Consider the following 25,419-nt stretch of genomic DNA (forward strand, 5'->3'; position numbering starts at 1 on the left):
TCATGTTACGGCAGGAGCACGCCCATGCACCGCAGATCTGTGACGAAGGCCGTCGGCCTCGCAGTGACCGCCGCTCTCACAGGCTCGTTGGCGGCTTGCTCGTCCGGCGGCGACAGTGACTCCGACGGCAAGGTGACCATCACGGTGCAGGGACTGCCGCCCAAGAGCGACCCGGCCAGTCGGAAGGCTTTCGCGGTCAGGGTCGCCGCGTTCGAGAAGGCGAACCCCGACATCACCGTCAAGGCAACCGACTCGACATGGGACCCGCAGACGTTCGCGGCCAAACTGGCCGGCGGCGGCGCCGAGACGGTGATCACCGTACCTCTCACCGAACCGCAGGGCCTGATCGCCCGACGTCAGGTCAAGGACATCACCTCCGACCTCAAGTCCTGGCCGCAGTACGGCGAGTTCAACCAGAAGCTGCTGGAGCCGACCAAGGACGCCGACGGCAAGGTCTACGGTCTGACCGTGCCCGGTGGCGCCTACACCATGGGCCTTGTCTACAACCGCGCCCTGTTCACCAAGGCCGGACTCGATCCCGACAAGCCGCCCACGACCTGGGGGGAGGTGCGGCAGGCCGCGAAGGCCATCCATGACAGGACCGGCAAGGTCGGCTACGCCGAGACCACCACCACCAACACCGGCGGATGGCACCTGACCTCCTACACCTACTCCCGCGGCGGCACGATGGAGAAGAAACAGGGCGGGAAGTACGTCCCCGCCTTCACAGAACAGCCGACCCGGGACGCCCTTCAACTCCTGCACGACATGCGCTTCGTCGACAACTCCATGGGCAGCAACCAGCTCCAGAACCAGATGGACGTCCAACGCCGCTTCGCCGCCGGCGAGGTCGGCATGTTCATCGACGGGCCCAACGCGGTCGGGCAGGTGGTGCAACAGTACGGCGGCCGCCTCAAGGACTTCGGCGCCGGCGCTCTGCCGCAGGACGGCGGCAACGCCACTCAGCTCGGCGGCTCGGTCGCCATGGTCACGGCCCGCGCCAACGCGGCGCAGACGGCGGCGGCGGTCAAGTGGATCCTCGCCGAGTATGTGAAGGTCCACTACGATCCCGCGGCGGCGGCGAAGCGCGACAAGATGACGTCCGCCGACCCCAAGATCCTCATCGGTGTGCCGAACGTGGCCCCCTTCTCCCAGTCCGTGCAGGACAAGGTCAACTCGGCCCGAAAGCCGTACGTGAACGTGCCGTTGGGCAACTTCCAGCCCTTTGTCGAGGGCAACCCCAAGCTGAAGCTGATGACCGAGCCGCCGGTGGCCGCGCAGAAGGTCTATGCCGCGCTGGATCCGGTGGTGCAGGCCGTGCTCACCCAGAAGGACGCCGACGTGGCCGGACTCCTGGACAAGGCAGCGAAGCAGGTGTCGTCGGAACTGGAGCGGGGACAGTGAGTTCGCTCGACGTGCGGGCCGCCCCGCGGGCCGGGAAGGCCCCCGGGGGACCGGCCGGTGCGAAGCAGGTGTCCCGGAAGTCCCGGCTGCGACTGCGCAACGACCTGGTGGCGCTGGTCTTCCTGCTCCCGGCGCTGTTCTGCTTCGGATACTTCGCCTGGTGGCCGCTGGTCAAGGGGCTCGAACTGTCCTTCCAGCAGACCAATCTCGTCGATCCGGCACAGTGGGTGGGCCTGCGCAACTTCCAGCGCATCGCCGACGATCCCCTGTTGGCCACGGCCATCAAGAACACCCTGCTGTTCGCCGGGCTCGCCCTGCTCATCGGCTTCCCGCTGCCGCTGCTGCTGGCCGTGCAGATGTCGACACTGCGCCGCCTCGCCGGGCTCTACCGGTACCTGGTGTATCTGCCGGTGATGCTGCCCCCCGTGGTGGGCCTCCTGCTGTGGCAGATGTTCTACGAACCGGACCACGGCCTGTTCAACAAGGCACTGGGATTCGTGGGCCTTGGCCCGTACCCCTGGCTGCAGTCCACGCACTCGGCCATGCTCAGTCTGGTCCTGGAGTCCACCTGGGCCGGCATGGGCTCGGCCACCCTGATCTACCTGGCCGCCCTCACCCGGGTGCCACCGGAACTGTACGAGGCGGCCGAGACCGACGGGGCACGCATCTGGCGCCGGATCTGGAACATCACGCTGCCGCAACTGCGCGGCACCGTGCTGCTGCTCCTGCTGCTGCAACTCATCGGCACACTCCAGGTGTTCGCCGAGCCATATCTGATGACGGACGGCGGCCCGGAGAACGCCACCGTCACGGTGCTGCTCCTCGTCTACCGCTACGCATTCGTCGACGGCGACTACGGCGCCGCGAGCGCCATGTCGCTGCTGTTGGCGGTGGCGTTGTCCCTGCTGTCCGCCGTGTACCTGTGGTCCACCCGCCGTTGGAGCGCCGCATGAGCCTGATCACCGAGGACAGCGAGCGCGCGGCGCCCGGACGGACCATGGACGGTGCGGGAGCGGAGCCGGTGAGCCGGTTGATCTCACCGCACGACAGACGACGGCCGGTGGTGCGGATCGGGCTGCGGGCCACCGAGATCGTCGTTCTGGCGCTGCTGGTCCTGTTCTGCGCCGGGCCGATCTTCTGGATGCTCAAGGCGGCCGTCTCCCCGGCCAGTGACATCGTGGCCCACCCGATGTCGCTCTGGCCCTCCCAGACCCGTTTCGGCAATCTGACCGAGGCATTGACCGGCCTGGAAATCGGCCGCTACCTCCTCAACAGCGTCTTCCTCGCCAGCGGCTGCCTGGTCGTGCAGCTGATCGTGTCGACCAGCGCCGGGTTCGCGCTGTCCGTGCTCAAACCCCGCTACGGCAAGGTGTTCTACGCACTGGTGCTGGCCACCCTGCTGGTCCCGGCCACCGTCAGCCTCGTCCCGCTCTACCTCACGGTGCAGCACATGCCCGGACTGGGCGTGAACCTGATCAACTCGTTCTGGGCCGTCTGGCTGCCCGCCGGTGCCAACGCCTTCAACGTGCTGCTCGTCAAACGTTTCTTCGACGGCATCCCCACCGAGCTGTACGAGGCGGCCCGGGTCGACGGTGCCGGTCCGCTCACCCTGCTGAGGCGCATCGTGCTGCCGATGTCCCGGCCGGTGCTGGCCGTGGTGTCGCTGTTCACCATCATCGCGGCATGGAAAGAGTTCATCTGGCCGCTGATCGCACTCACCGACCCGCAGAAGCAGCCCATCTCGGTGGCACTGCCCGTCATCGCCAAGACATCCGATCAAGGACTGCTCATCGCCGGCCTCTTTCTGGCGAGCGTGCCACCGCTGCTGCTGTTCATCGTCTTCCAGCGGCAGGTGGTCAACGGAGTCGGCGGAGAAACCGGCTCCAAGGGCTGAACAGGGCCGCCAGTCACGGCCCGCCCCCATCCGAACAGTCCGGACGGGCTCTTCGACCCGCCGGAATCGTCACTCACAGAACCAGGACACACATGACTGGGCACCACCCGGACCGTCTGCTGGACGCCACCGGCGCACTTCCACAGGCGAGCCCCCCTTGGACCCACCGCGACCGGCTGCGCATCACCAGGGTGCGCGCGATCGTCACAGCGCCCGAGGGCATGCCTTTGGTGGTCGTGCGCGTGGACACGTCCGACGACGGGCTCCACGGTCTTGGCTGCGCCACGTTCACCCAGCGCTACGAGGCCGTGGTCGCCGCCGTCGACAAGCACGTGGCGCCGCTCGTGATCGGCCGCCACCCCGCAGACATCGAGGACATCACCCGACTCGTGCACTACTCGTCGTACTGGCGCAACGGACCGGTGCTCAACAACGCGCTCTCCGGTGTCGACCAGGCGCTGTGGGACATCGCGGGCAAGCGCGCCGGGCTGCCGGTGCACGAACTGCTCGGTGGACGCAGCCGGGCGGCGGTCGAGGTCTACACCCATGCCGCGGCACCCACCATCGAGGCCACCCTGGACCAGGCCGAGGAGTTCATCGCACGCGGCTACCGCAACGTGCGGCTGCAGACCGGCCAGCCGGGCGTGGGCGCATACGGTGCGCCGGGCACACCGGGCGCATACCCCCGCTCGCCGTATCCCGACGGCTGGGACGCCGAACGGTATGTGCGCACCACTCCCGCGCTCTTCGCCGCGGCCCGAGAGCGGCTCGGGCAGGAGATCAACCTCATGCACGACGTACACAGTCGGCTCACCCCCAAGCAGGCCGTGGTCCTGGCCCGTGCGCTGGAACCGTACGGGTTGTCGTTCCTGGAGGACGTCATCGCGCCCGAGCACTACGACCGGCTGCCGGAGGTCCGTGCCGCCTCCCCGGTGCCGATCGCGGTGGGGGAACAGATCGGCTCCGTGACCGACGCCGCCCGGCTGGTGAAGGACGGCGGCGTGGACCTGCTGCGGCTGCACACCTCCTCGGTGGGCGGGCTGACCCCGACCCGCAAACTGGTGGCGCTGGCCGAACTCTGCGGTGTCCGCACCGCGTTCCACTCGCCCGGCGACATCTCCCCGGTCGGTGTGGCCGCGAACCTCGCCGTCGACATCTCCACCCCTGCCTTCGGCTTCCAGGAGTCCCACGAGTACAACGACGCCACACACGAGATCTTCGCCGGCACCCCCGTGGTGCGCGACGGTCACCTCACCCCTTCCGAGGATCCCGGCTGGGGCGTGGACCTGGACGAGAAGGCGGCGGCGCAGTACCCGCCGACGCGATTCCTGCACGAGGCATGGGCGGCGCGTGTACGCCGGCCCGACGGCGGACTTGAGGCCCCGTGATGCACGAGGTTCCGATCGGCACACCACATCAACCCCAGCGGGTTCTGGTCACGGGAGCCGCCGGTCTGATCGGGCGGGCCGTCACCGGCCTGCTGCACGCCCGGGGGGTCAAGGCCACCGCACTCGAGATCGACGACCCCAAGGACCTGTCGGTGGACCGGGTGGTCACCGGAGACGCCGGTGATCCGCAGACCGTACGCGCGGCGCTGGACGGGGTGGACGCCGTCATTCACCTGGCGGCGCGGCCCTCTCCGCTCCATGGCACCGCGGTGGAGGTGTTCGGCGGCAACACCCGGGCCACCTTCGTCGTCCTGGAGGAGGCGGGCCAGGCCGGCATCAACCGGGTGATGATCGCCAGCAGTTACTCGATCCTCGGTATCGCCTGGGCCGCCGCCCGGCTGCATCCCGAGTACTACCCGATCGACGAACGGCTCCCCCTGCAGATCACCGACCCGTACGCACTGGCGAAGCAGGCGGACGAGGCCACCGGCCAGATGATGAGCCGTCGTCACGGCATGGACATCGTCGCCATCCGCTATCCCTTCGTCTCCAACGAGGCCCGGCTGGCCGACCGGCTGGCCGCGACCCTCGCCGATCCGGGCTCGGCGGCCGCCGACTCATGGTCCTATCTCGACGTCGACGACGCGGCCGAGGCCGCGTGGCGGGCGATCACGGTGCCGCTGAGCGGATTCCACACCGTGTTCACCGCCGCCCCGGACATCCTCGCCCCCTACCCGACCCAGGAACTGATCGCCGCCTATCACCCCGACACCCCGCTGCGCCGCCCGATCCCCGGTCGGCAGACTCCCATCGACACCTCGGCGGCGACCCGCCTGCTCGGCTTCACCGCGCGGTCGACGGCCGCGCTGGAAGAACGCGCGCTCGGCGCCGCGGCCGTCTGACAACCGGGCGCAGCCCGGCGGACGCGCGCCAACTCCATCCGCACTGACGGGAGTTCGCTTCCGCCAGTGCGGTGTCCGGCACCTTTCCCGTGCTCCACACCCACACCGAAAGGAGCAAGACGTGAGTCCATCCACCCACCCGCTGGGAAAGCTGAGAAGAACGATCGCCGCCACCACGGCCGGCGCGCTGCTGGCCCTCGGCGGCGTCCTCGGCCTGACCGCGTCGACCGCGGGCGCCACTGTGTCGACCGCGGGCGCCGCCGCGTCGGCGAAGGCCGGGGGCAGCGGAGCGAACCTGCCCTACCAAGAGGTGCAGGCGGAGACATCCGCCACCAACGGCACGGTGATCGGCCCGAGTTACACCCCGGCGGAGCCGGCGGCCGAGGCGTCCGGCCGAAAAGCCGTGACACTGCAGGGCAGCGGCAAGTACGTCACGTTCACCACACCCGCGGCCACCAATTCCATCGTCTTCCGGTACAGCATCCCCGACTCCGCGGACGGCTCGGTCTACCGTGCGCCGCTGTCGCTGTACGTCAACGGCGCCAAGCAGCCCGACTTCACACTGACCAACGCCTACAGCTGGTACTACGGGGCCTACCCGTTCACCAACACCCCGGGAACGAAGCCGCACCACTTCTACGACGAGGAGCACCGGACGTTCCCGACCACCTATCCGGCCGGTACCACCTTCAGGCTGCAGGTTCCCGACTCGGGCGCCGCCGCGTCCTACACCATCGACTTCGCCGACTTCGAGCAGATCCAGGCGGCTCGGTCACAGCCCGCCGGTTCGGTGTCGGTCATCAGCCAGGGTGCCGACTCGTCCGGTGCCCAGGACTCCACGGCCGCGTTCAAGGCAGCGATCAAGGCGGCCGGACCCGGGGGCACGGTGTGGATGCCGCCCGGCACATACGCGATCTCCGGTCACATCGGCGTCGACGATGTGACCGTCGCGGGCGCCGGCATGTGGTACTCAAGGGTCATCGGCAGCGCTCCGGGCTTCTACGGAAACTACGCGCCCTCCCCGAGCACCGATGTGCACCTGCGGGACTTCGCGATCTACGGCGATGTCCAGGGGCGCGACGACGCCGCCCAGGTCAACGGCATCGGCGGCACCATGAGTGACTCCACGGTGGAACGCGTGTGGATCGAGCACATGAAGGTCGGCGCGTGGATGGACGGACCGCTCGACAACCTGGTCTTCAGCCGGATGCGCATCCGGAACGTCACCGCCGACGGATTCAACTTCCATGGCGGGGTGACCCATTCGGTGTTCACCGACAGTGACGTCCGCAACACCGGTGACGACGGCATCGCCGCCTGGTCGCATGCGGGCAAGGGCGCCGACGCCTACAACACGATCTCCCACAACACCGTGGGTATGCAGACTCTTGCCAACGGCATCGCGATCTACGGCGGCCACGACAACACGGTCAGCGACAACCTGGTGCGGGACACCGGCATCGCCGGAGGCGGCGGGATCCATGTCGGCCAGCGGTTCGACTCCACGCCGGTCGGCACCACCACGATCACCCGCAACACCCTGATCCGTAACGGCAATCTCTCTCCCACCTGGCAGTTCGGAATCGGTTCCCTGTGGTTCGACGGTAGCGAAGGGGCGATCGACGGCCCCATCGACGTCAGCGACACACTGATCCAGCAGAGCCCGTACGAGGCGGTGCAGTGGGTCGAAGGAACCGTCAACAACGTGAACCTCACCGACGTCACCATCGCCGGCACCGGCACCTTCGCCCTCCAGGTACAGACCCCCGGCTCCGCGAAGTTCACCAACGTCACGGCGACCGGCGTCGGCGCTCCCGGCCCGGTGTACAACTGCCAGGGCAGCGCCTTCACCGTCACCGACGGAGGCGGCAACTCGGGAATCGGCTCCACCCCGTACTGCGGCAGCTGGCCCACCCCGGTCTTCCCGCCCTATCCGTCGTCCGCGCGCAGTGTGCCCAACTCCGTTGCAGGCGGCCATCGTTGAGCACCGTGCGCGGACGCGTCCACACCTGTCCCCTCCCTCCAACAGCTGAGGAGATACGCCTGTCATGCCGACACCACTGAGCGTGCAGCTCTACGCGCTGCGGGACCCCCTCGCAGCGGACCGCCAGGACACCCTGGCCAGACTCGCCGAGATCGGTTACCGCACGGTGGAGACGTACGACCCGTACGCCGACCCGGTCGGTTTCCGCAAGATCGCCGACGACCTCGGCATCACCGTGGTCAGCACCCACGCCGGGGCGCTGCTGAAGAAGGACAGCGACGAGGTCTTCGACAACGTCGCCACCCTCGGCACCGATCTAGCGATCATCCCCGCGGGCATCCCGCACGAGGACTTCACCACCCTGGACGGCCTGCAGCGCACCGCCGACCTGCTCAACGGCTTCGCCGAGCAGGGCGCCGACCGAGGCATCCGGATCGGGTACCACAATCACTGGTGGGAGGCCGAACCCCGGTTCGACGGCCGCACCCCGCTGGAGGTACTGGACGGGCTGCTCGCACCCGAGGTGTTCCTGGAGGTCGACACCTATTGGGCGCTGGTCGGCGGCGCCGACGTGCCGAAACTGCTCGACAACCTCGGCACACGCGTCATGTCATTGCATGTCAAGGACGGTCCCGGAGTGAAGGACCAGCCGAACACGGCCGTGGGCAAGGGAGGTGTCGACGTGCCGTCGATCCTGGCCGCCGCACCGCACGCCCTGCGCATCGTGGAACTGGACACCTGCGCCACGGACATCTTCGAGGCCGTCGCCGACAGCCATGCCTATCTCACCGCGCTGGAGCAGGCATGACAGCACCAGGTCCGGGACGGGTCGGCGTCGCACTGGTCGGCGCGGGTGTGATCAGCACCGTGTATCTGAAGTCCCTCACCGCCTTCCCCGACGTGCAGGTGCTGGGCGTGGCCGACCTGGACGTGGGGCGAGCCCGTGCCCAGGCGGCGAGGTTCGGGGTTCCGGTGGCCGGCGACGTCGAAACGGTGCTGGCCGTCCCCGAGGTGGAGATCGTCGTCAACCTCACCATCCCCGCCGCACACACCGAGGTGGCCGTCGCCGCGCTGGCCGCCGGCAAGCACGTCTACGGGGAGAAGCCGCTCGCCCCGGCCCCCAGTGACGGCGCCAAGATCCTCGCCGAGGCGTCGTCGCGGGGCCTGCGGGTGGGCTGTGCGCCCGACACCTTCCTGGGCGCCGGCCTCCAAGCCGCCGCACGCGCCCTGCATTCGGGCGCCATCGGTGAACCTGTCAGTGCGACGGCGGTCGTCCAGGGACCGGGCCCCGAATCCTGGCACCCCAGTCCCGAGTTCCTCTACCAGCACGGCGGCGGCCCCCTGTTCGACATCGGGCCCTACTACCTGACGGCGCTGGTCGCGCTGCTCGGGCCGGTTGGCAAGGTGGCCGCCGGCGCGCGACAGGCCCGGGATCGGCGGGTGATCGGATCGGGGCCGAGGGCGGGCACCGAGTTCGCGGTGGACGTGCCCACACATGTTCACGCGCTGCTCGACTTCGACCGGGGGCCGAGCGCGGCGGCGACCTTCTCCTTCGACTCCGCCGCGCCGCGCCATTTGATCGAGATCACCGGCACCGAGGGCACCCTGGCGCTGCCCGATCCCAACACCTTCGGCGGGCCGCTGCGGGTCCGGGAGTTCGGTGCCCAGGACTGGCGCGACCTGCCCGTCGACGGCAGCGTCGGCGACCGCGGTGTCGGGGTGCTCGACCTGGCCCGTGCGATCCGCACGGGCGCCCCCCACCGAGCCTCGGGGGACCTGGCCCACCATGTCCTCGACCTGATGACCTCCATCACCGGCGCCGCCGACCGAATGGAGTTCGTCTCGCTGGAATCCCGGGTGGATCCTCCGGCCGTACTCCCGGCCGACTGGGACCCAGCGGCTCCCACCCTCGTCTGACCGGTACGAGTGAAAGAGATTTCCCGTGTTTGTCGACATGCCTCTGTCCGAGCTGCGTACCTACCACCCCGAACCCACCGAGCCCGACGACTTCGACGCCTTCTGGCAGCGCACCCTTTCCGAGGCCCGTGCCGCCGCCGTGCCCGCGCTCTTCGAGCCGTACTCCGGCGGGCTGCACACCGTCGACGTGTTCGACGTGACCTTCAGCGGATACGCGGGGCAGCCGGTGCGGGCATGGCTGCTGCTGCCGCGGCACACCGAGGGGCGGCTGCCCTGTGTGGTGCAGTACATCGGGTACAACGGGGGCCGCGGCCTGCCGCACGAGTATCTGATGTGGTCCGCCGCCGGTTACGCGCATCTCGTGATGGACAACCGCGGGCAGGGGAGCGGGGGTCACGCCCATGCCGTGACACCCGACCCCGACCCGTCGGGCGAACCGTTCACCCCCGGCTGTCTGACGCGTGGTGTCGGTTCGCCCGAGACCTACTACTACCGACGGCTGTTCACCGATGCCGTCCGAGCCGTGGACACCGCGAGGGCGCATCCCCGGATCGACCCCGACCGGGTCGTGCTGCACGGGGGCAGTCAGGGCGGAGGTATCGCCATCGCCGCTGCCGGGCTCTGCGATGCTGTCGCGGCCGCCATCATCGACGTTCCCTTCCTGTGCCACTTCCGGCGTGCGGTGGAAATCACCGACGCCAACCCGTACCACGAGATCACCACCTACTGCCGGACCCATCGGCTCAGCGAGGAGCGGGTGTTCAGCACGCTCGACTACTTCGACGGCGTCAATCTCGCCGCACGGGCGACCGCTCCGGTGCTGTTCTCCGCGGCGCTGATGGACTCCGTCTGCCCGCCCTCCACGATCTACGCGGCCTACCACCGCTGGGCCGGAGCGGACAAGGACATCAGGCCATGGAAGTTCAACGGGCACGAGGGCGGCGGCGCCCATCAGACGGTGGAGCAGCTCGGCTTCCTGGCGAAGACCCTGGCCTGACGGCCGACTCCGTAGCCGGAGTCGGCCCTCTCGTATCCCTCTCACATCCCACTCGTGTGTTCCCGCGGGCACGTCGCCGCCGCCGGAAACGGTGGCGTACGGTGGCGTGCCCCCATCGAAAGGTTTCCCATGACGGTGCAGGAGACAGATGTTCTCGTGGTCGGCGGAGGGCTCGGCGGTGTCGCCGCCGCACTCGCCGCCGTCCGGCTCGGCCGTCGCGTCGTACTGACAGAGGAGTCACCATGGCTCGGTGGTCAGATGACCTCACAGGCCGTGCCGCCGGACGAGCACCCGTGGATCGAGCAGCAGGGCGCGACACGCAGCTATCGGCGGCTGCGGCAGCACATCCGTGAGTTCTACCGGCGCAACTACGACCTGAACGAGGACGCCCGCACCGCGCCGCTGCTGAATCCGGGCGGGGGAGCGGTCAGCCCGGTCTGCCACGAGCCGCGGGTCGGTGTCACGGCCATCGAGGAACTGCTCGCCCCCTACCGGGCCGACGCCCAGCTGACCGTGCTGGAACAGTACGAGCCGGTCTCCGCACACACGGACGGCGACCAGGTGAGCGCCGTGACCCTGCGCTCCAGGACATCCGGCGACGAGCTGACCGTGAGTGCCCCCTACATCCTGGACGCCACAGAACTGGGCGACTTGCTGGCACTCGCCGGCGTCGAGCACATCACCGGCGCGGAGAGCCGGCACGAGACCGGTGAACCGCACGCCCCCAACGGTCCTGCCAACCCGCTGGACCAGCAGTCCTTCACCTGGTGTTTCGCCTTGGACTACCACCCCGACGGCGACTTCACCATCGACCGCCCGGCCGACTACGCGTTCTGGCGGGACTACCAGCCGGACTGCTGGCCCGGCCCGCTGCTGTCCTGGCAGGACGTGCACCCGCGAACGCTCGCTCCACGGCACCAGGCCATCTTCGAACACCACGACTCGCCGCGTGGTCACGCGGCGCCCGACCGCTGGAACTACCGCCGCATCTTCAGCGTCGCGCACTACGCGCCCGGCCGCTACCAGAGCGACATCACCCTGGTCAACTGGCCCCAGATCGACTACATGGCCGGCCCGCTGACCGGCGTGGACGAGGCGACCCGGGAACGCCACCTGGCCGCGGCGCGACAGCAGAGCCTCTCCTTCCTGTACTGGATGCAGACCGAAGCCCCGCGGCTGGACGGCGGCACCGGCTATCGGGGCCTGCGGCCGCGCGGCGACGTACTGGGCTCGAACGACGGGCTCGCGCTGCGCCCCTACATCCGCGAATCACGCCGCATCCGGGCCGAGTTCACGATCCTGGAACAGCATGTGGGGGTTGCGGCCCGCGAAGCGGCGGGGCTGCCCGAAGGCTCGGAGATCTTCTCCGACTCCGTCGGTGTCGGCTCGTACCGCATCGATCTGCACCCCGGCACCGGCGGCCCGGACGGGCCCGGTTCGTACATCGACATCGCCGACTACCCGTTCCAGATCCCGCTGGGCGCACTGATCCCGCAGCGCGTCGAGAACCTGCTGCCGGCCAACAAGAACATCGGAACCACGCACATCACCAACGGCTGTTACCGGCTCCACCCGGTGGAGTGGAACATCGGTGAGGCCGCGGGGGCACTGGCCGCGCACTGCCTGAATACCGGTACCACCCCCCGGAAGGTGCGCAACGATCCCGCGTGCCTCGAACAGTTCCAGAACCTGCTCACGGGGGTGCTGGGCTTTCAGCTCGGCTGGCCCGAACGCATCAGGACCGCGCCGCAGTGATGCGCACCCGCCCCTCGGTGGCGGCCCGGCCGCGCCGCCCCACCGGCATCCCGAAGCGTCCATATGCCGCTGAGCCGGTCCGTACTCACCACACGCGCGACGCGCCGTCACTCGACCACCATCGGAGAACGCACAGCCCATGAGCGACTTGCGACCATCGATCGAGGCCCCGCACGCCACCGCGGCCGAGGCGCCCAGATTCGGCGTCAACTACGTACCCTCGCGGGGGTGGTGGTACAGCTGGCTGGACTGGGACGCGCCCGCCATCGCCGCCGACCTCCGGGCCATCGCCGAACTGGGCATGGACCACATTCGAATCCACTGCCTGTGGCCGATCTTCCAGCCCAATCCCGGGTATATCAGCTCGACCGCGCTCGATCGCCTCCACGAGCTCATGGACCTCGCGGACGGATGCCGCCTGGACGTCACCGTCACGGTCCTGAACGGCTGGCTCAGCGGCTTCTACTTCCGTCCCGCCTGGCAGCCCGAGACCGTCGACATGTTCGCCGACCCCCAGGCCGTCGACGCGCAGCTCGACCTGCTGACCGCCATGGCCGAACGCGTCGCCGCGCACCCTCGGTTCCTCGGATTCGACATCGCCAACGAACCCAACGTGCTGTGCCACCACCCGGGCAACGACCCCACCAGGAGCCAAGGGGATGCCTGGACGCGGCGACTGCTGGAGCACTGCGCGACCGTCGCGCCGGGGCGCATGCATGTCGCCGGATTCGACCACGAACCCTGGCTCACGGACTCGACACCGTTCAGCCGCGAGGTCATGGCGGGCACCGGCAGCGCGACACCCGTGCACGCCTGGATCGAATTCACCGGAACCCTCAAGCGCTACGGATACCCGGCCACTGCCACCCACCACCTCGGCGAGTACCTTCTCGAACTCGCCAAAGCGCACCAGGCGGAGGCGGGCCGACCCGTATGGCTGCAGGAGTTCGGCGCCGCCCCGCAATGGATCACCTCGGCCGCGGTCCCGGACTTCACGGAGGCGTTCACCGCCGCCGCCCTCACCTGCGATCAGCTGTGGGGCGTCACCTGGTGGGCCTCCCACGACATCGACCGGAGCCTCACCGGATTCGCCGACCTCGAGTACGACCTCGGCCTGCTGAGCACCGGAAATCAGCCCAAGCCCGCCGGACAGCGCCTCGCCGGTCTCATTGCCGGCTTCCGTGACCGACCGCCCACACCCGTCGCGCGTACGACCGCTCTCCTCCTCGATGACACCCGGGCCCCCGACTGGGCTTTCGCCGACCGGTTCTTCTCCCTCATCGAGCAGGGCATCCACCCCGCGATCGTCCTGGCCGGCCGCCGCGACGAACCCGGACACCTCGACGACCGAGGCATCACCAAGATCATCGAAAGGTGACGGCTCACCCGCCTACGGTGACGCCACCCTCCCCGCGCCCGGTGGTCATTCGGCTGTTGCCTCCCGCGCAGGGTCGTCGGCCGGGTGGGGATGCCCGGTCATGGGCCGCAGGCTCAGCGCGTGGCTGATGCGCGAGGTGGCGACGAACCGCGCGGCCAGGTGGATGACCGCGACCAGACCGGGGTCGTCGAGGTGCTCTTCGGCCGCGGTCAGGGCGGGCGCCGGAGGCGCCGCGAACGCCACGGCGAGTGTCAGCCCGCGCACCGCTTCCTCGGCGGGGGTGAGGGCGCCGACGGTGCGGCCCTGAGCCGCGTCGATCCACGCCTCGCTCATGCCGTGTGCGCGGGCCACGTCCAGGTACTGGACACGCTCGTACTCGTTGCCGAGCGCGTGGTGCGTGGCAAGGGCCACGATCAGCACGTGCGCGGGATCCAGCGCGGCCTTGAGCTCCTCCGACATTTCCAGCAGCGCCAGGACGGCGCCCGGAAGGTGCAGGCCCACGGCGAGAAACCCGTTGATGTAGCCGAGCCGGTCCGCCCGCTCGGCGAGCCGTTCCCGCAGCCCGTCGGGCAGGTCGGTCACGACCTCGGCCAGGTCGACGGGTGCGGGCCGCGTCCCGTCGTTGAGCCCCCGGTAGGGCACCGTCGTCCAGTCGACATCGCGTCGGTCGGGCATGTCAGTCCTCCACCGTGGCCGGGGCCGCGGGCAACTGAGGGGTGGGCCGGGCGGCGTCGTCCGGTTCGGGCGTCGGCGGGTTGGGGACAGGGAGTATCGGCACGGTGGTGATCTCCTTGGGGCCCAGGGAGCGGGCGGGATCGGTTCAGGAGAGGAGGGCTTCGGCCCGGCTCGCCGCGTCGTTGAGCGCCTGCCGAGGTTCCTTCGCTCCGGCGAGGGCGGCGTAGATGTTCTGCTGCAGCAGGTCGTTGATCTGAACGGCCCGCAGGCCGGGGAACTGGAAGCGCTGCGCGAGATCCGGGACGGAGTCGAGCGCCGGCCGGCGGTACGGCTGTTCCTTGATGACAGGGCCGAGGTAACGGGCGCCGGTGGCCTGCACATTGACGGGGATCTCGCCGCTGGTCGTGCACAGTTCGGTCTGCCCGGCGGCGCTGATGAGGGCCTGGATGACCTGCCAGGCGGCCCGCTGCTCCCCCTTGTCCTTGGTGAAGATCACCAGGGATCCGCCGCCCGGTGGCAGCCGCCGGGTGCCGCCGTCCGGGATCGGGACCATGGCCGTCCGGCAGTCGAACGTCGCCTCCTTGGCGTAGCGCACCGGCTTGGTGGACGGGCCGAAGACCATGGCGGCGTCGCCGCGGAGGAACGCGTCGTCCATCTCCAGCGTGGTCGTCGGGATGCTGAGCTTGTCGGTGATCAGTCCACGCCAGTAGGTGAGCACGTCGACGCCCGGCCGGTCGGCGAAGGTGATGTGCCGTCGCCGTGCGTCCATCAGGGATCCGCCGGCCCAGCCGATGAAGTTCTCGAACGTCCAGTTGGAGTCCGCGTTGTAGGAATGCAGTGCCCCGTAACGCGCGGCCCGCTTGCCCACCACGGCGGATGCGGCGGACCGCATCTCGCTCCAGGTGGTCGGCGGCCGGTCCGGGTCGAGCCCGGCCTTGCGGAAGGCATCCGCGTTGTACGAGAACACCATCGCGCCGAGGCTGTAGAGGGCAGCGACCGTATGCCCGTCGTACCGGTTCACCCGTCGGAACGGCTCGATGTAGTCGTCCGGTCGGAAACCGCCCTGCGCCATCAGGGGTTCGAGGGGTTGCAGCAGGCCGGCCGCGGCGTAGGTGAGGACGGCGTTGGCCCCCACCATGGCCATGGCCGGGGGAGTACCGGCGGCGAACGCGGTGGCCAGCCGGCCGTCGACGTCCTGCCAGTTGCCGCCGCCGCCACTGAGTTGCATCTCAAGAGAGACGCCGGTGCGCCGGGTGAAGTCCGTGCCGAGCGTGGCACCGGCGGCCTGCGCGCGGATGCCGCTCGGGACGAGGAACCGCAGGGCGCCGGACGTCTCGCGGCCGCAGGCGGTCGTGACCGCGGCGGCACCCGCGGCCAGCAGCAGGGTCCGTCGGGAGACGATGCTGGTCATGGCTGTGCTGTCCTTGCCTGGATAAGGAATACGGGCCACGGCTATTCGCCGTCGGCGGTGAGGACGAGTCCGCGGACGAGGTGCCGCTGGACCAGGAGGAAACAGACGAGCAGCGGCAGTGCGGCCAGCGCGGCGATCGCCAGCTGTACGCTCAGCGGCACCGTGCTCTCCGGTCCGGAGACCCCGGCCACCGCATACGGGACCGTCCCGACGCGGTCGGTGGTCAGCACGACCGACGGCCAGTACAGGTCGTTCCAGTGCGAGACGACGCTGAACACACCGGCGGCCACCAGAGCGGGACGGACGTGCGGCAGCACCACCCGCCACAGCATCGCCACCGGCCCGACCCCGTCCAGCCGGGCGGCGTCGAACATGCTCACCGGGATGGCGAGGATGAACTGGCGGAACAGATAGATGCAGAACCCGCTGCCGACGCTCGGCAGGATCAGCGCCGTATAGCTGTCGAGCAGACCGAGACCCGACAACAGGAAGTAGATCGGGATCGCGGTCACCTGGACCGGGATGACCAGACAGACCAGCACGAGCTTGAACGTCAGCCTTCGGCCGCGGAACTGCCAGCGCGCCAGCGCGTACGCGATCGGCAGCGACGTCACCACTTGTCCCGCGAAGATCCCCCCGGTCACCAGCAGGCTGGTGCCGTACACGCGCGGCCAGTCCAGTGCGGCCCAGGCATCGCGGACATGGGCCAGGGTGAAGTGCCAGGTCAGCTCCCCGCTCAACGGGTTGCCCGCGAGGAACGCGCCCGCGAGCATCAACACGAAGGGCCCGAACATGATCACGCCGCCGACCGCGACCGCCGTGTGGACACCGATACGGCGTCGATTCGTCGTGCTCATCGCGCACCCGCCTTCTCAAGTCGGCGTCCGCCGGCGAGGTACTGCGCGGCGACGGTGACGAGTACGAGGCCGAGCAGGACGGTGTTGACGATCGAGCCGCTGCCGATGTCCAGATAACTGACGCCGTACCGCCATTGCAGGTCCGCCAGGGTCTCGGTCGACCCCAGCGGTCCGCCGTCGGTCATCACGCGCACCTGGTCGAAGACACGGAGCGCGTCACGGGTGGCGATGATCAGGGCGAACATGGTCGACGGCCCGAGCGCCGGCCAGGTGATGTGCCAGAACCTGTGCCAGGGACCGGCGCCGTCCAGCCGGCCGGCCTCGTGCAGATGCTGCGGCACACTGGACAGGCCGGCGAGGAACATCACCATCGACGAGCCGATACCCGCCCAGCTGCCGATCACGGCGATGGCCGGCAGCGCGAGCGTGGTGGAGTGGAGCCAGTCGGTGGCGCCGGTCAGCCGCCCGAAGGTGGCGTCGACCAGCCCCGTGTCGGGGTAGAACAGCCAGCGCCACACCACCGACATCGCCGCCATCGTCGCGATCGTCGGCAGAAAGTACACCGTGCGCCACAGCCCACCCCAGCGGGGCAGGGCGTGGATACCGAGCGCCGCGAGCAGACTGAGGCCGACGATCACCGGCACCGTCAGCACGGCGTACAGCAGGGTGTTGACCGTGGCCTGCTGCAGCTCGGGGGAGGTCAGGATGCGGTCCCAGTTGCGCAGCCCGACGAACTGGACCGAGCGGGTGAGCGGTTGGTAGTCGAACAGGGTCAGCACCATCACCGTGCTCAGCGGCACGATGAAGAAGATCATGAGGAAGCTCGCGGCCGGGGTCACCAGCAGCGCGGGTACATGCCGCCGCGGGACCCGCAGTCGCCGCGGGGCCAAGGTGTCGAGAGTTGCGGTCATGAGCAGCGCACCCCGTCGGCGGTGAAGTGGTGCAGATCGGACCGCCGTACGTGCAGCGCGATCTCCTCGCTCGGTCGGATGTCCGCCGGTACCCGCATCCGGGCGCTCTGGCCGTCGATGTCGAGGTGGACGAGGCGGTCGCGTCCGCGTAGTTCGCTCATGAGGACCTGACCGCGCAGGTCGATGTCGTCCCCGCCGCCCGTGCCGATCCGCAGGTGGTCCGTCCGGCAGCCGACGGTGGCGGCTCCGGGCACCGCGTGGGTCGCGAACGGTCCTCCGGCGGTGAAGAGGTTCATCCCGTCGAGGAAGGTGGCCACGAAGGTCGTCGCCGGCGTGCGGTAGACGTCCTCGGGGGGTCCGGCCTGTTCGATGCGGCCCGCGCGCATGACGACCAGCTGGTCGGCGAGGGCGAGGGCCTCGACCTGATCGTGCGTGACGAACACGACCGTCATGCCCAGGCGCCGCTGCAATGTGGCGAGTTCGGTGCGCATGGTGTCCCGCAGCGCCGCGTCGAGGTTCGAGAAGGGCTCGTCCATGACGAGCACCGCGGGGTCGCGGACCAGGGCGCGGCCGATGCCGACCCGCTGCCGCTGCCCGCCGGACAGCTCGGACGGCCTGCGGTCGAGCAGCCCGTCCAGACGCATCAGTTCGGCGGCCCGCAGGGCGCGTTCGCGGCGGGTGGCCCGGTCGACCCGCCGCATCCGCAGCGGGAACTCGATATTGCCGAGGACGGTCTTGTTCGGGTACAGGGCGTAGTTCTGGAAGGCCATCGCCACACCGCGGTCCTCGGCGGCGACCTCGGTGACATCGGTGTCGCCGATCTCGATCCGGCCCGAGGTGAGTGTTTCAAGACCGGCGATGCAGCGCAGCAGGGTGGTCTTGCCGCAGCCGCTCGGCCCGAGCAGCACCGTGATGGATCCGGCGGGAACGGCGAGGTCGACGTGGCTGAGGGCGTCGGTCTCGGCGCGGTCGAACCGCTTGGTGGCCGCGGAGACCCGCACCGCCGACGGTGTCGGCGCCGCGAGGTCGCCGACGGCCGCCGGGGACGCGGTCCGGCGGGTGACTCTGGCCGGTGACTTCAGTTCCATGTCACGCACCGTCTTCCCACGGTCGGCCCAGCACGAAGACACAGTCCCCGAGGCCCGTGCGGGCGGGGATGCGCCGTGCGAGCACGACACCGTCGCAGGGGGACACCACGGGCTCGGGCTCCCGCCACGGCGCGGTGGTGTAGCGGATCAGCCCGACGACCTGACCCTGACTGACCTGGTCCCCGAGCGACACCAGAGGCTCGAACAGACCGCGTTCGGTGGAGCCGGCGTAGATGTACTCGTGTGCCGGTGTCCGGTGCAGCATCGTCGTCGCGGCGGGCGGTTCGGTGGTGAGCGGCGTCCGCAACAGGCCGACGTGGTGCAGCAGTCGCAGCACGCCGTGCTCGGCGAGCCCGACCTCCTCGCGTCCGACCGACGCGCCACCGCCCAGCTCCGTGGACAGATGGAACACGCCTGTGCGTCGGCAGGCGCCGATCAGCGCGGCATCGCCGCCGGTGGAATGATCGATGATCATCGAGTGGGGCATGCCGAACGCCCTCAGCATGTCCAGGGAGCGGGCGAACCTGTCCGAGTCGTCCGAGCGCGCGACCACGGCGACGGGGAGGTACTCAAGTGATTTGCCGCCCGAGTGCAGGTCGAAGGCGAATTGCACGCGGGGCAGGATGTGGCTCTCGATGAAGTGGGCGATCATCGCCGTGGGTTGGCCGTCGGGCCGGCCCGGGAAGTTGCGGTTGAGGTTGCCGCCGTCGAGCGGGGAGGTCCGCTGGTCCGCCGCCACAGCGGGTGCGTTGGCGGCGGGAAGGACGATGAGCCGGCCGGTGAGATCGGTGGCCCGCAGCCGCTGGAGCAGCCGCATCAGCACCACTTGACCCTCGTACTCGTTTCCGTGGTTGCCGGCCATGAGCAGCACGGTGGGACCGTCTCCGTTGCGCAGCGACACGATCGGGATGCCCGTGTAGCCGTAGCCGGCGTCGCCGTCGGATGTGGTGTGCACGGCGAGCGGAAGCCGCAGGTAGCCGCGTGCCTCGCCGTCGGAGTCCAGGTCGATGTCGGTGAAGATCCGGGTGGGTGCGGTGGTCATCGTTCACTCCTCGTCGAGTCGGTCTGCGCGGCGATGGCCGCCTTGCGCCGCTGGGCCTCGCCGACGACCTCGTCGTAGAAGGCGGACGCGGTCGGGTCGAAGTCCGCGGTGGGTCGCGGTTCCGGGCGGAAGTGCCCGTGGCGGTCGGTGCCGCGGACCAGCGTGGCGCTGTCCTGGAAGCCGGTGGTCTGCCGGACATGGGCGGCGACGTACCGGATGGTGATCCCGCACCGCCGCACATCCGATGGGTTCGGCAGGGAGCCGTGCACCAGCATCGTGTGATGCAGCGAGAACTCGCCCGGCTCCAGTTCGAGGTCGACGGCCGTCGCCTCGTCGACGTCGACCTGGACCTCCTGACCGCGGCTGGCCATGTTGTCGGCGGCGAACGTGTCGGTGTGCCGCAGCTGGCCCGCGGTGTGGGTGCCGGGGACGACACGCAGGCAGCCGTTCCGCCGGTTGCTCGGGGTCAGCGCCACCCAGGCGGTGACGACGCTCGGCTCGGACAGCCCCCAGTAGGTGGCGTCCTGGTGCCAGGCGAGGAAGCCCGGATCGTGCGGCTTCTTGTCGAAGTGGCCGGTCGCCCAGGCCAGGATGTCGGGGCCGAGAACGTCCTCGACGGCGTCGAGGATCCGCGGCTCGCGCATCAGCTCGTTGAGCCACGTCATGAGCAGGTGGGGCTTGACCTTGGCGCCCGTCCACAGGCCGGGACGGTCGGCCTCAAGCCGGTCCATCCGGTCGAGATAGCCGGCCGCGACGTCGGCGTCGAATGCGCGGATCGGACATACGTAGCCGTCGGTCCGGTAGCCCTGCACCTGTGTATCGGTGAGTATCTTGGTCATCCTTCGGGGCTCCTCGGTGATCACTGGTGAAAGGCGTGGCGGATCGCGGTGAGGCCGCGCTCCAGGGCGGCGCGGTCGGGGGGTGCGCCGACACCGAACCGGACCGCCTCGGGGGCGGAGTCGGCGCCGACGTAGAAGGTGCCGCTGGTGCCGATGGACGCGCCCGCGGCGAGCGCGGCGGCCGCGATGTCCTCGGCGGTACGGCCCGCGGGTACGGGCACCCAGACGTGCAGTGTCTCGGGGCTTGTGCGGTAGTCGATCCCGGGCAGGGCGGCCGCCACCAGTTCGTGCCGGGCGCGGGTCTCGTCCCGGACCGCGTCGATGATCGCGGTGGCCCCGCCGTCCTCGACGAGACGGCTCGCCACGGCGCCGTTGATCGGCGCGACCATCCAGTAGGTGCTGCGGACGCCGGGCCAGAAGCGTGCCTTGGCGGACTCCTCGTCCGGCGCGACGACATAGGCGACCTTCAGCCCGGCCGCGATGCTCTTGGCGGTGCCGAGCACGTACCAGGACAGTTCCGGCAGGTACGCCGACAGCGGCAGGGGCGCGTTGGTGGGCAGGAGGCTGTAGATGTCGTCCTCGATCACGGACACACCGTGCCGACGGCACACGTCGGCGATCGCGCGGCGCCGCTCGACGCTCATGGTGACGGTGGTGGGGTTCTGCAGCGTCGGCATGGTGTACAGCGCGGCGGGCCGTCGGGTGCGGCAGATGTGCTCGAACGCGTCCGGATCGATCCCCTCGCCGTCCATCGACACGGGAGCGAGGTCGATGCCGAGGGCCGAGACGAACGTGCGGATCGTCGGGTAGGTCAGGTCCTCGACGGCGAGCACACCGCCGCGGGGAACCAGCCGCGAGAGCAGGTGGGTGAGGATGCTCTGGGTGCCGTTGGCGACGACGACCCGCTCCGGGGCCGGTGTCGTCCCCAGACGCTGCCCGGTGAACGCGGCACCCGCGGCCCGATCGCGGTCCGAGCCGCGGTACTGGTGTGCGCCGATCAGACGAGTCGGCGACCGCCGCGCGAACTCGGCTTCGAGGGCCGCCCCGTACCGTGCGTCGAACACCTCCGGGACGTCGGGCGGCAGGTTGCCGCTCATGAAGACGGGGCTCTCACGGCGGCGCAGGTCGTCGGGGTTGTGGTCGGAGGCGATGAGTGAGGTCATGAGGCGTTGGCTCCTTGGGATCGGAGGGCCCGGGCGATGGTGAGGTCGGTGAGCCGCCGGAAGAAGACCGGGACCGGTGCGGTCGGACAGGGCCTGCCTGACGAGCGCGCGAAGCGCGCCGTGGATGGTCGCTGTCCGTGCTGTCCGTGCTGTCTGTGCAGCGCGTGCTGTCCGTGCTGTCCGCGGCGGTGGCGGAAACCAGCGGGTTCCTGTCGCGACGGCCGGTGCGTCCGCGCCGTGACGATCGTCGAGGCATCGGCGAACCGGGCGGCGGGGCGGTTGCTCAGGTGTCCCAGTCGTTGAGGATGTCGGCCATGAGCCGCAGCCCGTGGCGCAGTTGTGCCTCCCCGACGGCGAAGCTCAGCCGCACATGTCCGGGCGCGCCGAACGACGTGCCCGGAACGGTGACGACTCCGGCGCTCAGCAGCCGCTCTGCCACCGCGATGTCGTCGGGGTCGAACCGGCGGACGTCGGGGAAGATGTAGAACGCGCCGTCAGGGGGTGTCCGGAACAGGCCGAGTGGTTCCAGAACGGATGCGCACAGGCTCAGTCGGTGGCGGAGGACCGCGCGGAAGTCGGCGGTGACGTCCGGCCCGGTGAGCGCGGCGAGCGCGGCGGCCTGTGCGACGCGGCTGACATTGGACGTCGTGTGGGACTGGACGGCGGTCGCGGCGTCGATGATGGGCTTCGGGCCGGACATCCAGCCGACCCGCCAGCCGGTCATGGCGTAGGACTTGGAGACACTGCCGACCGTGACGAGCCGGTCGGCCGTCCCCGGATCGATGCGGCTCGGTGCCGGGACGGGGCGGAAGGCGAGGTCGACATAGGTCTCGTCCGACACGATCCAGATGCCGTGCTCGGCCGCCCATGCCAGGAGGGCGCGCAGCTCCGACTCGTCGTGGACGAGGCCGGTGGGGTTGTTCGGTGAGCACAGCACCATCGCTCGCGTCGACGGCGTCCGGGCCGCCTCCAAGTCGTCCGGGGTCACCTTCAGCTCGCCGGTGGACGGCCGGACGACAACCGGACGACCGCCGGCGAGCCGGACCGAGGAGGGGAAGGTCACCCAGTAAGGCGCCGGTATCAGGACCTCGTCGCCCGGTTCGAGCAGGGCCATGAACGTATTGAACAGGGCCTGCTTCGCTCCATTGGTGACCTGCACCCTTGAGCCGTCGAGGGGCGTCGCGGCCCGGAGGGAGAGCCGCTCCGCGATCGCCTGACGCAGGGGGTCGTCTCCGCTCGTCGGCCCGTAGTGGTGGTTCTTCGGCTCGGACGCGGCGTCGATGGCTGCGGTGACGATGTGAGCGGGGGTCGGCAGGTCGAGTTCGCCCGCCGAGAAGTCGAAGACTTCGGTGCCCGCACGGCGTAGCCTCGCGGCGCGTTGGCGCAGTGCGGCGGTCGGCGACAGCGTGACCACAGGTCTATTCCTCGTTTCCGGAGTCGGTCGGCCGCTCGGAGGCGGCGGGCACGGCAAGGCCCTGATGTGTGGAACCTCCGTGCTGGGGTGGTGTCCGGTGTGCCGATACGCCGCCCAGGAGGTAGGAGCGACTCCCGATCCGGCGCACGCTGACGGACGCGCCGCCTCGCCGGATCGTCTGCTCGTCCACGCGCGGTTCGGGGCCGTCGGCGACATCGCGCAGCGACTCGGTCAGGACACGACCGTCGACGTCGTCGAGCGGCGCTCCGGTGACGAGGGTGTGAGCGGTGGCGGCGATGTCGGCCGGTCCCGCGGGTTCGGCGCGCCGGGTGCGGGACTTGAAGGCCGGTCCATGCAGGATCAGCGGAATCCGCATGTCAGCCGGGTGGACGGTGCCGTGCACGCCGCTGTACGGCCGGGCTCCGGAGGCCCGCGCGTGCAGGGCGCGGGCCGGCGGGTCCTGGGGTCCGAGCTGGTCGGTCGGATCGGCTCGCATGGTGATGATCAGGTCCGGCGCGAACGGCGAGTCCTCGCTCACGGCCAGCGACAGCGGGAATGCCTCGTCGGGGCAGTAGGCGTCCGCGCAGAACAAGGGTCCCGCCCACGGCTCCCGGGCGATCCGGGCCGCCATGTCCGCTCGGGGGCGCTGCGCCGTGCCGGGCTCGAAGTAGCCGAAGATGACGCCGCCGTTGTACGTGGGCACGAATCCGTTCGGGGTCAGGCCGCAGCGTTCGGCGATCCGGTCCAGCGTCTCGGTCAGCTCCAGCGACTCGATCGTCTCGCAGAAGCCGTGGTCGGCGGTGAGGATCAGATTGCACTCCCGTCCGGTGTCGAGCACGGCGGTGTGCAGGGTGTGTACGGCCCGGTCGACCCGTCGGATCGCCTCGGCGCTGGTCGTCGATGTCAGCCCGGTGGTGTGGTGGGCGGTGTCGGGTTGCCCGGACCAGAAGATCAGCAGGTCGGGGGCCTGTCTTGTGATCGAGACGACCCCCGCGGCGACGGCCCATTCCAGCGCTTCGTCGTCGGACGCGGGTCGCGGCCCGAGGTCCTCGATCGCGGCTCTGACGTCGGAGGGAACGCAGCGGTGGACCTCCTTGTCGGGACCGACCGAGGCGATCCTGGTTCCGTGCCCGGCGTCGCTGCCGGGATTGAGCAGATAGGTGCACCCGGCTGAGCCGTTGCCGATGACCACGGTCCTGTGGCCCGACCTGCTGAGCCGTTCTGCGACGGACTCCTGCGGCATGGCCCCGGCGCCACGCAACCGGCGCACGTCATCAGCGTTCCCCGTGTCGATGTGACCCACCTCGGGATGCCACACCCGATTTCCGAAGACCCCGGTACGTCCGGGGTGGCATCCCGTCGCCAGCGTCGCGGCGTTGGCCCGGGTCAACGAGGGGAAGGCGGCGACCGCATGGTCGTAGGAGCAGCCCTCGTCGGCCAATCGCGACAGGAACGGGGTCGTGGAAGCACTCAGAGCGGCCGGCCGAAGGCCGTCGATGACCGCTATTAGGGTGAGTGGTGTGGCAGGAATCTTTCTCTCCTTCCTCGGGGGCCACCGCGGGGAAACCGCTCTGTGTGGCCATCCAGCTCAGGGGTCGTGCGCACTGCCGCCGACCTGTGCTGGCGGCACCAGGCTGGGAGTCGGGGATGGCGTGTGGGCCACCCCCGGGTTACCGAAGGATGAACTATCCAGATCATCCTGGAACGTGGGATGGATCATCCATCCCGTGCTAGTGTCCTGGCCGCACCGACAGTCGATCCGTGTTCACGAGACGAAACGAGGTCCCGTGGTTTCAGCCAAGTCATCCCTGGTGAGTGGCGAATTCGTCACCCGCGCTCAAGCCGCGCTGCCCAATCTGGGTGCCACGGACAAGCGGGTCATCGAGCTGATCCTCAGTGATCCTGAAGCGGTGGTGCGCGGCTCGGTGACCGAGCTGGCCCAGAAGGCGGGCGTCGCGCAGTCCTCAGCGGTCCGTGCCTGCCAACGCATCGGGTATCGGGGCTATCAGGACGTCAAGCTCGCGATCACCCGCGATCTCGCCCAGCAGGACGAGCAGGAGCAGGAGCTCGCCCACGAAGAGGGAATAGACAGCCGGACACCGGTCGGCGACATCCTCGACCGTGTCCTGCGCCGCAGCGGCAGGGCCCTGGTCGACGCGACCCAGACCGTGGACCCCGAGCTGCTGTCACTCACCATCGATCGCATAGCGGCGGCCGGCCGTGTCCTCGTCGTCGGGAACGGAACCTCCGCGGCACCGGCCCACGATGCCGCCTACCGGCTCTCCGCGCTCGGCCTCGTGACGATGTTTCCCACCGATGTGATGGCTCAGCATCTGGCCGCACGGCACCTCGACGCATCCTGTGTATGCCTGGTCATCAGCCACACGGGGGCCAGCCGTG

22 protein-coding genes are annotated in these 25,419 nt (G+C 69.7%); 12 read left to right on the top strand and 10 right to left on the bottom strand.

Translation table 11 applies throughout. From position 1 onward, the window contains the following. The first annotated feature begins 24 nt into the window (after positions 1–24). The 11 genes from ACWEKM_RS28820 (at position 25) to ACWEKM_RS28870 (ending at position 13,619) form a co-directional block, all read left to right on the top strand. Positions 25–1,404 carry an ABC transporter substrate-binding protein gene (locus ACWEKM_RS28820; protein WP_451624168.1) on the top strand — a complete coding sequence of 460 codons (1,380 nt, stop codon included), beginning with the start codon at positions 25–27 and terminating at the stop codon, positions 1,402–1,404. Further along, positions 1,401–2,357, top strand: a complete 957-nt coding sequence (locus ACWEKM_RS28825) for a carbohydrate ABC transporter permease (RefSeq protein ID WP_451624169.1) — start codon at positions 1,401–1,403, stop codon at positions 2,355–2,357. The genes ACWEKM_RS28820 and ACWEKM_RS28825 overlap by 4 nt, the downstream gene beginning before the upstream one ends. Next, entirely contained in the window at positions 2,354–3,298 is a 945-nt protein-coding gene (locus ACWEKM_RS28830; protein ID WP_451624170.1) for a carbohydrate ABC transporter permease, read from the top strand. Before ACWEKM_RS28825 ends, ACWEKM_RS28830 begins: the two co-directional genes overlap by 4 nt. Positions 3,299–3,390: 92 nt before the next feature. Continuing rightward, complete coding sequence (locus ACWEKM_RS28835; RefSeq protein ID WP_451624171.1) at positions 3,391–4,686, top strand: enolase C-terminal domain-like protein; 1,296 nt, start codon at positions 3,391–3,393, stop codon at positions 4,684–4,686. Then, positions 4,686–5,588, top strand: coding sequence for an NAD-dependent epimerase/dehydratase family protein (locus tag ACWEKM_RS28840; RefSeq protein ID WP_451624172.1), 903 nt, complete (start codon positions 4,686–4,688; stop codon positions 5,586–5,588). Before ACWEKM_RS28835 ends, ACWEKM_RS28840 begins: the two co-directional genes overlap by 1 nt. A 121-nt stretch (positions 5,589–5,709) precedes the next feature. Next, entirely contained in the window at positions 5,710–7,572 is a 1,863-nt protein-coding gene (locus ACWEKM_RS28845; protein ID WP_451624173.1) for a glycosyl hydrolase family 28-related protein, read from the top strand. Positions 7,573–7,636: 64 nt separating this feature from the next. Further along, on the top strand, positions 7,637–8,380 hold the full coding sequence (locus ACWEKM_RS28850; RefSeq protein WP_451624174.1) for a sugar phosphate isomerase/epimerase family protein: 744 nt from the start codon (positions 7,637–7,639) through the stop codon (positions 8,378–8,380). Further along, positions 8,377–9,489: a Gfo/Idh/MocA family protein gene (locus ACWEKM_RS28855; RefSeq protein WP_451624175.1), complete on the top strand. Its 1,113-nt coding sequence runs from the start codon at positions 8,377–8,379 to the stop codon at positions 9,487–9,489. The genes ACWEKM_RS28850 and ACWEKM_RS28855 overlap by 4 nt, the downstream gene beginning before the upstream one ends. A gap of 25 nt (positions 9,490–9,514) precedes the next feature. Then, positions 9,515–10,486 (top strand): acetylxylan esterase, encoded by a 972-nt coding sequence (locus tag ACWEKM_RS28860; protein WP_451624176.1) that lies wholly within the window; start codon positions 9,515–9,517, stop codon positions 10,484–10,486. 129 nt (positions 10,487–10,615) lie between these two features. Further along, positions 10,616–12,241 (top strand): FAD-dependent oxidoreductase, encoded by a 1,626-nt coding sequence (locus tag ACWEKM_RS28865; RefSeq protein ID WP_451624177.1) that lies wholly within the window; start codon positions 10,616–10,618, stop codon positions 12,239–12,241. A gap of 139 nt (positions 12,242–12,380) precedes the next feature. Next, positions 12,381–13,619 (top strand): glycoside hydrolase 5 family protein, encoded by a 1,239-nt coding sequence (locus tag ACWEKM_RS28870; RefSeq protein ID WP_451624178.1) that lies wholly within the window; start codon positions 12,381–12,383, stop codon positions 13,617–13,619. Positions 13,620–13,664: 45 nt separating this feature from the next. Here the strand turns inward: ACWEKM_RS28870 and ACWEKM_RS28875 are convergent, their stop codons facing one another. The 10 genes from ACWEKM_RS28875 to ACWEKM_RS28920 all read right to left on the bottom strand — a co-directional run bounded on the left by ACWEKM_RS28875 (position 13,665) and on the right by ACWEKM_RS28920 (position 24,550). Continuing rightward, the gene (locus ACWEKM_RS28875; protein WP_451624179.1) at positions 13,665–14,294 is read right to left on the bottom strand and encodes a hypothetical protein; all 630 of its coding nucleotides are present in this window, start codon (positions 14,292–14,294) and stop codon (positions 13,665–13,667) included. Between the two features lie 145 nt (positions 14,295–14,439). Next, the gene (locus ACWEKM_RS28880; protein ID WP_451624180.1) at positions 14,440–15,705 is read right to left on the bottom strand and encodes an ABC transporter substrate-binding protein; all 1,266 of its coding nucleotides are present in this window, start codon (positions 15,703–15,705) and stop codon (positions 14,440–14,442) included. Between the two features lie 41 nt (positions 15,706–15,746). Next, the gene (locus ACWEKM_RS28885; RefSeq protein WP_451624181.1) at positions 15,747–16,562 is read right to left on the bottom strand and encodes a carbohydrate ABC transporter permease; all 816 of its coding nucleotides are present in this window, start codon (positions 16,560–16,562) and stop codon (positions 15,747–15,749) included. Then, on the bottom strand, positions 16,559–17,473 hold the full coding sequence (locus ACWEKM_RS28890; protein WP_451624182.1) for a carbohydrate ABC transporter permease: 915 nt from the start codon (positions 17,471–17,473) through the stop codon (positions 16,559–16,561). Before ACWEKM_RS28890 ends, ACWEKM_RS28885 begins: the two co-directional genes overlap by 4 nt. Next, a complete protein-coding gene (locus ACWEKM_RS28895; protein WP_451624183.1) occupies positions 17,470–18,561 on the bottom strand; it encodes an ABC transporter ATP-binding protein in 1,092 nt (363 codons plus the stop codon). The genes ACWEKM_RS28890 and ACWEKM_RS28895 overlap by 4 nt, the downstream gene beginning before the upstream one ends. Before the next feature lies 1 nt (position 18,562). Continuing rightward, positions 18,563–19,603, bottom strand: a complete 1,041-nt coding sequence (locus ACWEKM_RS28900) for a hypothetical protein (RefSeq protein ID WP_451624184.1) — start codon at positions 19,601–19,603, stop codon at positions 18,563–18,565. Next, a complete protein-coding gene (locus ACWEKM_RS28905) occupies positions 19,600–20,442 on the bottom strand; it encodes a phytanoyl-CoA dioxygenase family protein (RefSeq protein ID WP_451624185.1) in 843 nt (280 codons plus the stop codon). The genes ACWEKM_RS28900 and ACWEKM_RS28905 overlap by 4 nt, the downstream gene beginning before the upstream one ends. Positions 20,443–20,462: 20 nt before the next feature. Continuing rightward, positions 20,463–21,605, bottom strand: coding sequence for an aminotransferase-like domain-containing protein (locus tag ACWEKM_RS28910; RefSeq protein WP_451624186.1), 1,143 nt, complete (start codon positions 21,603–21,605; stop codon positions 20,463–20,465). A 283-nt stretch (positions 21,606–21,888) separates the two neighbouring features. Further along, the gene (locus ACWEKM_RS28915) at positions 21,889–23,019 is read right to left on the bottom strand and encodes an aminotransferase class I/II-fold pyridoxal phosphate-dependent enzyme (RefSeq protein WP_451624187.1); all 1,131 of its coding nucleotides are present in this window, start codon (positions 23,017–23,019) and stop codon (positions 21,889–21,891) included. A 4-nt stretch (positions 23,020–23,023) separates the two neighbouring features. Further along, positions 23,024–24,550: an alkaline phosphatase family protein gene (locus ACWEKM_RS28920; RefSeq protein WP_451624191.1), complete on the bottom strand. Its 1,527-nt coding sequence runs from the start codon at positions 24,548–24,550 to the stop codon at positions 23,024–23,026. 280 nt (positions 24,551–24,830) lie between these two features. Between ACWEKM_RS28920 and ACWEKM_RS28925 the strand changes: the two genes are divergently transcribed. Then, a partial coding sequence (locus tag ACWEKM_RS28925) for a MurR/RpiR family transcriptional regulator (protein ID WP_451624188.1) occupies positions 24,831–25,419 on the top strand: 589 nt, incomplete at its 3' end.

This window comes from Streptomyces sp. NPDC004752, from assembly GCF_053601275.1.

What these genes read in the sequence shown, in the direction of transcription:
- ACWEKM_RS28820 (WP_451624168.1), top strand. Translation starts at nt 25, where the DNA reads ATGCACCGCAGATCTGTGACGAAGGCCGTCGGCCTCGCAGTGACCGCC.
- ACWEKM_RS28830 (WP_451624170.1), top strand. Translation starts at nt 2,354, where the DNA reads ATGAGCCTGATCACCGAGGACAGCGAGCGCGCGGCGCCCGGACGGACC.
- ACWEKM_RS28835 (WP_451624171.1), top strand. Translation starts at nt 3,391, where the DNA reads ATGACTGGGCACCACCCGGACCGTCTGCTGGACGCCACCGGCGCACTT.
- ACWEKM_RS28840 (WP_451624172.1), top strand. Translation starts at nt 4,686, where the DNA reads ATGCACGAGGTTCCGATCGGCACACCACATCAACCCCAGCGGGTTCTG.
- ACWEKM_RS28850 (WP_451624174.1), top strand. Translation starts at nt 7,637, where the DNA reads ATGCCGACACCACTGAGCGTGCAGCTCTACGCGCTGCGGGACCCCCTC.
- ACWEKM_RS28855 (WP_451624175.1), top strand. Translation starts at nt 8,377, where the DNA reads ATGACAGCACCAGGTCCGGGACGGGTCGGCGTCGCACTGGTCGGCGCG.
- ACWEKM_RS28865 (WP_451624177.1), top strand. Translation starts at nt 10,616, where the DNA reads ATGACGGTGCAGGAGACAGATGTTCTCGTGGTCGGCGGAGGGCTCGGC.
- ACWEKM_RS28870 (WP_451624178.1), top strand. Translation starts at nt 12,381, where the DNA reads ATGAGCGACTTGCGACCATCGATCGAGGCCCCGCACGCCACCGCGGCC.
- ACWEKM_RS28875 (WP_451624179.1), bottom strand. Translation starts at nt 14,294, where the DNA reads ATGCCCGACCGACGCGATGTCGACTGGACGACGGTGCCCTACCGGGGG.
- ACWEKM_RS28880 (WP_451624180.1), bottom strand. Translation starts at nt 15,705, where the DNA reads ATGACCAGCATCGTCTCCCGACGGACCCTGCTGCTGGCCGCGGGTGCC.
- ACWEKM_RS28885 (WP_451624181.1), bottom strand. Translation starts at nt 16,562, where the DNA reads ATGAGCACGACGAATCGACGCCGTATCGGTGTCCACACGGCGGTCGCG.
- ACWEKM_RS28890 (WP_451624182.1), bottom strand. Translation starts at nt 17,473, where the DNA reads ATGACCGCAACTCTCGACACCTTGGCCCCGCGGCGACTGCGGGTCCCG.
- ACWEKM_RS28895 (WP_451624183.1), bottom strand. Translation starts at nt 18,561, where the DNA reads ATGGAACTGAAGTCACCGGCCAGAGTCACCCGCCGGACCGCGTCCCCG.
- ACWEKM_RS28900 (WP_451624184.1), bottom strand. Translation starts at nt 19,603, where the DNA reads ATGACCACCGCACCCACCCGGATCTTCACCGACATCGACCTGGACTCC.
- ACWEKM_RS28905 (WP_451624185.1), bottom strand. Translation starts at nt 20,442, where the DNA reads ATGACCAAGATACTCACCGATACACAGGTGCAGGGCTACCGGACCGAC.
- ACWEKM_RS28910 (WP_451624186.1), bottom strand. Translation starts at nt 21,605, where the DNA reads ATGACCTCACTCATCGCCTCCGACCACAACCCCGACGACCTGCGCCGC.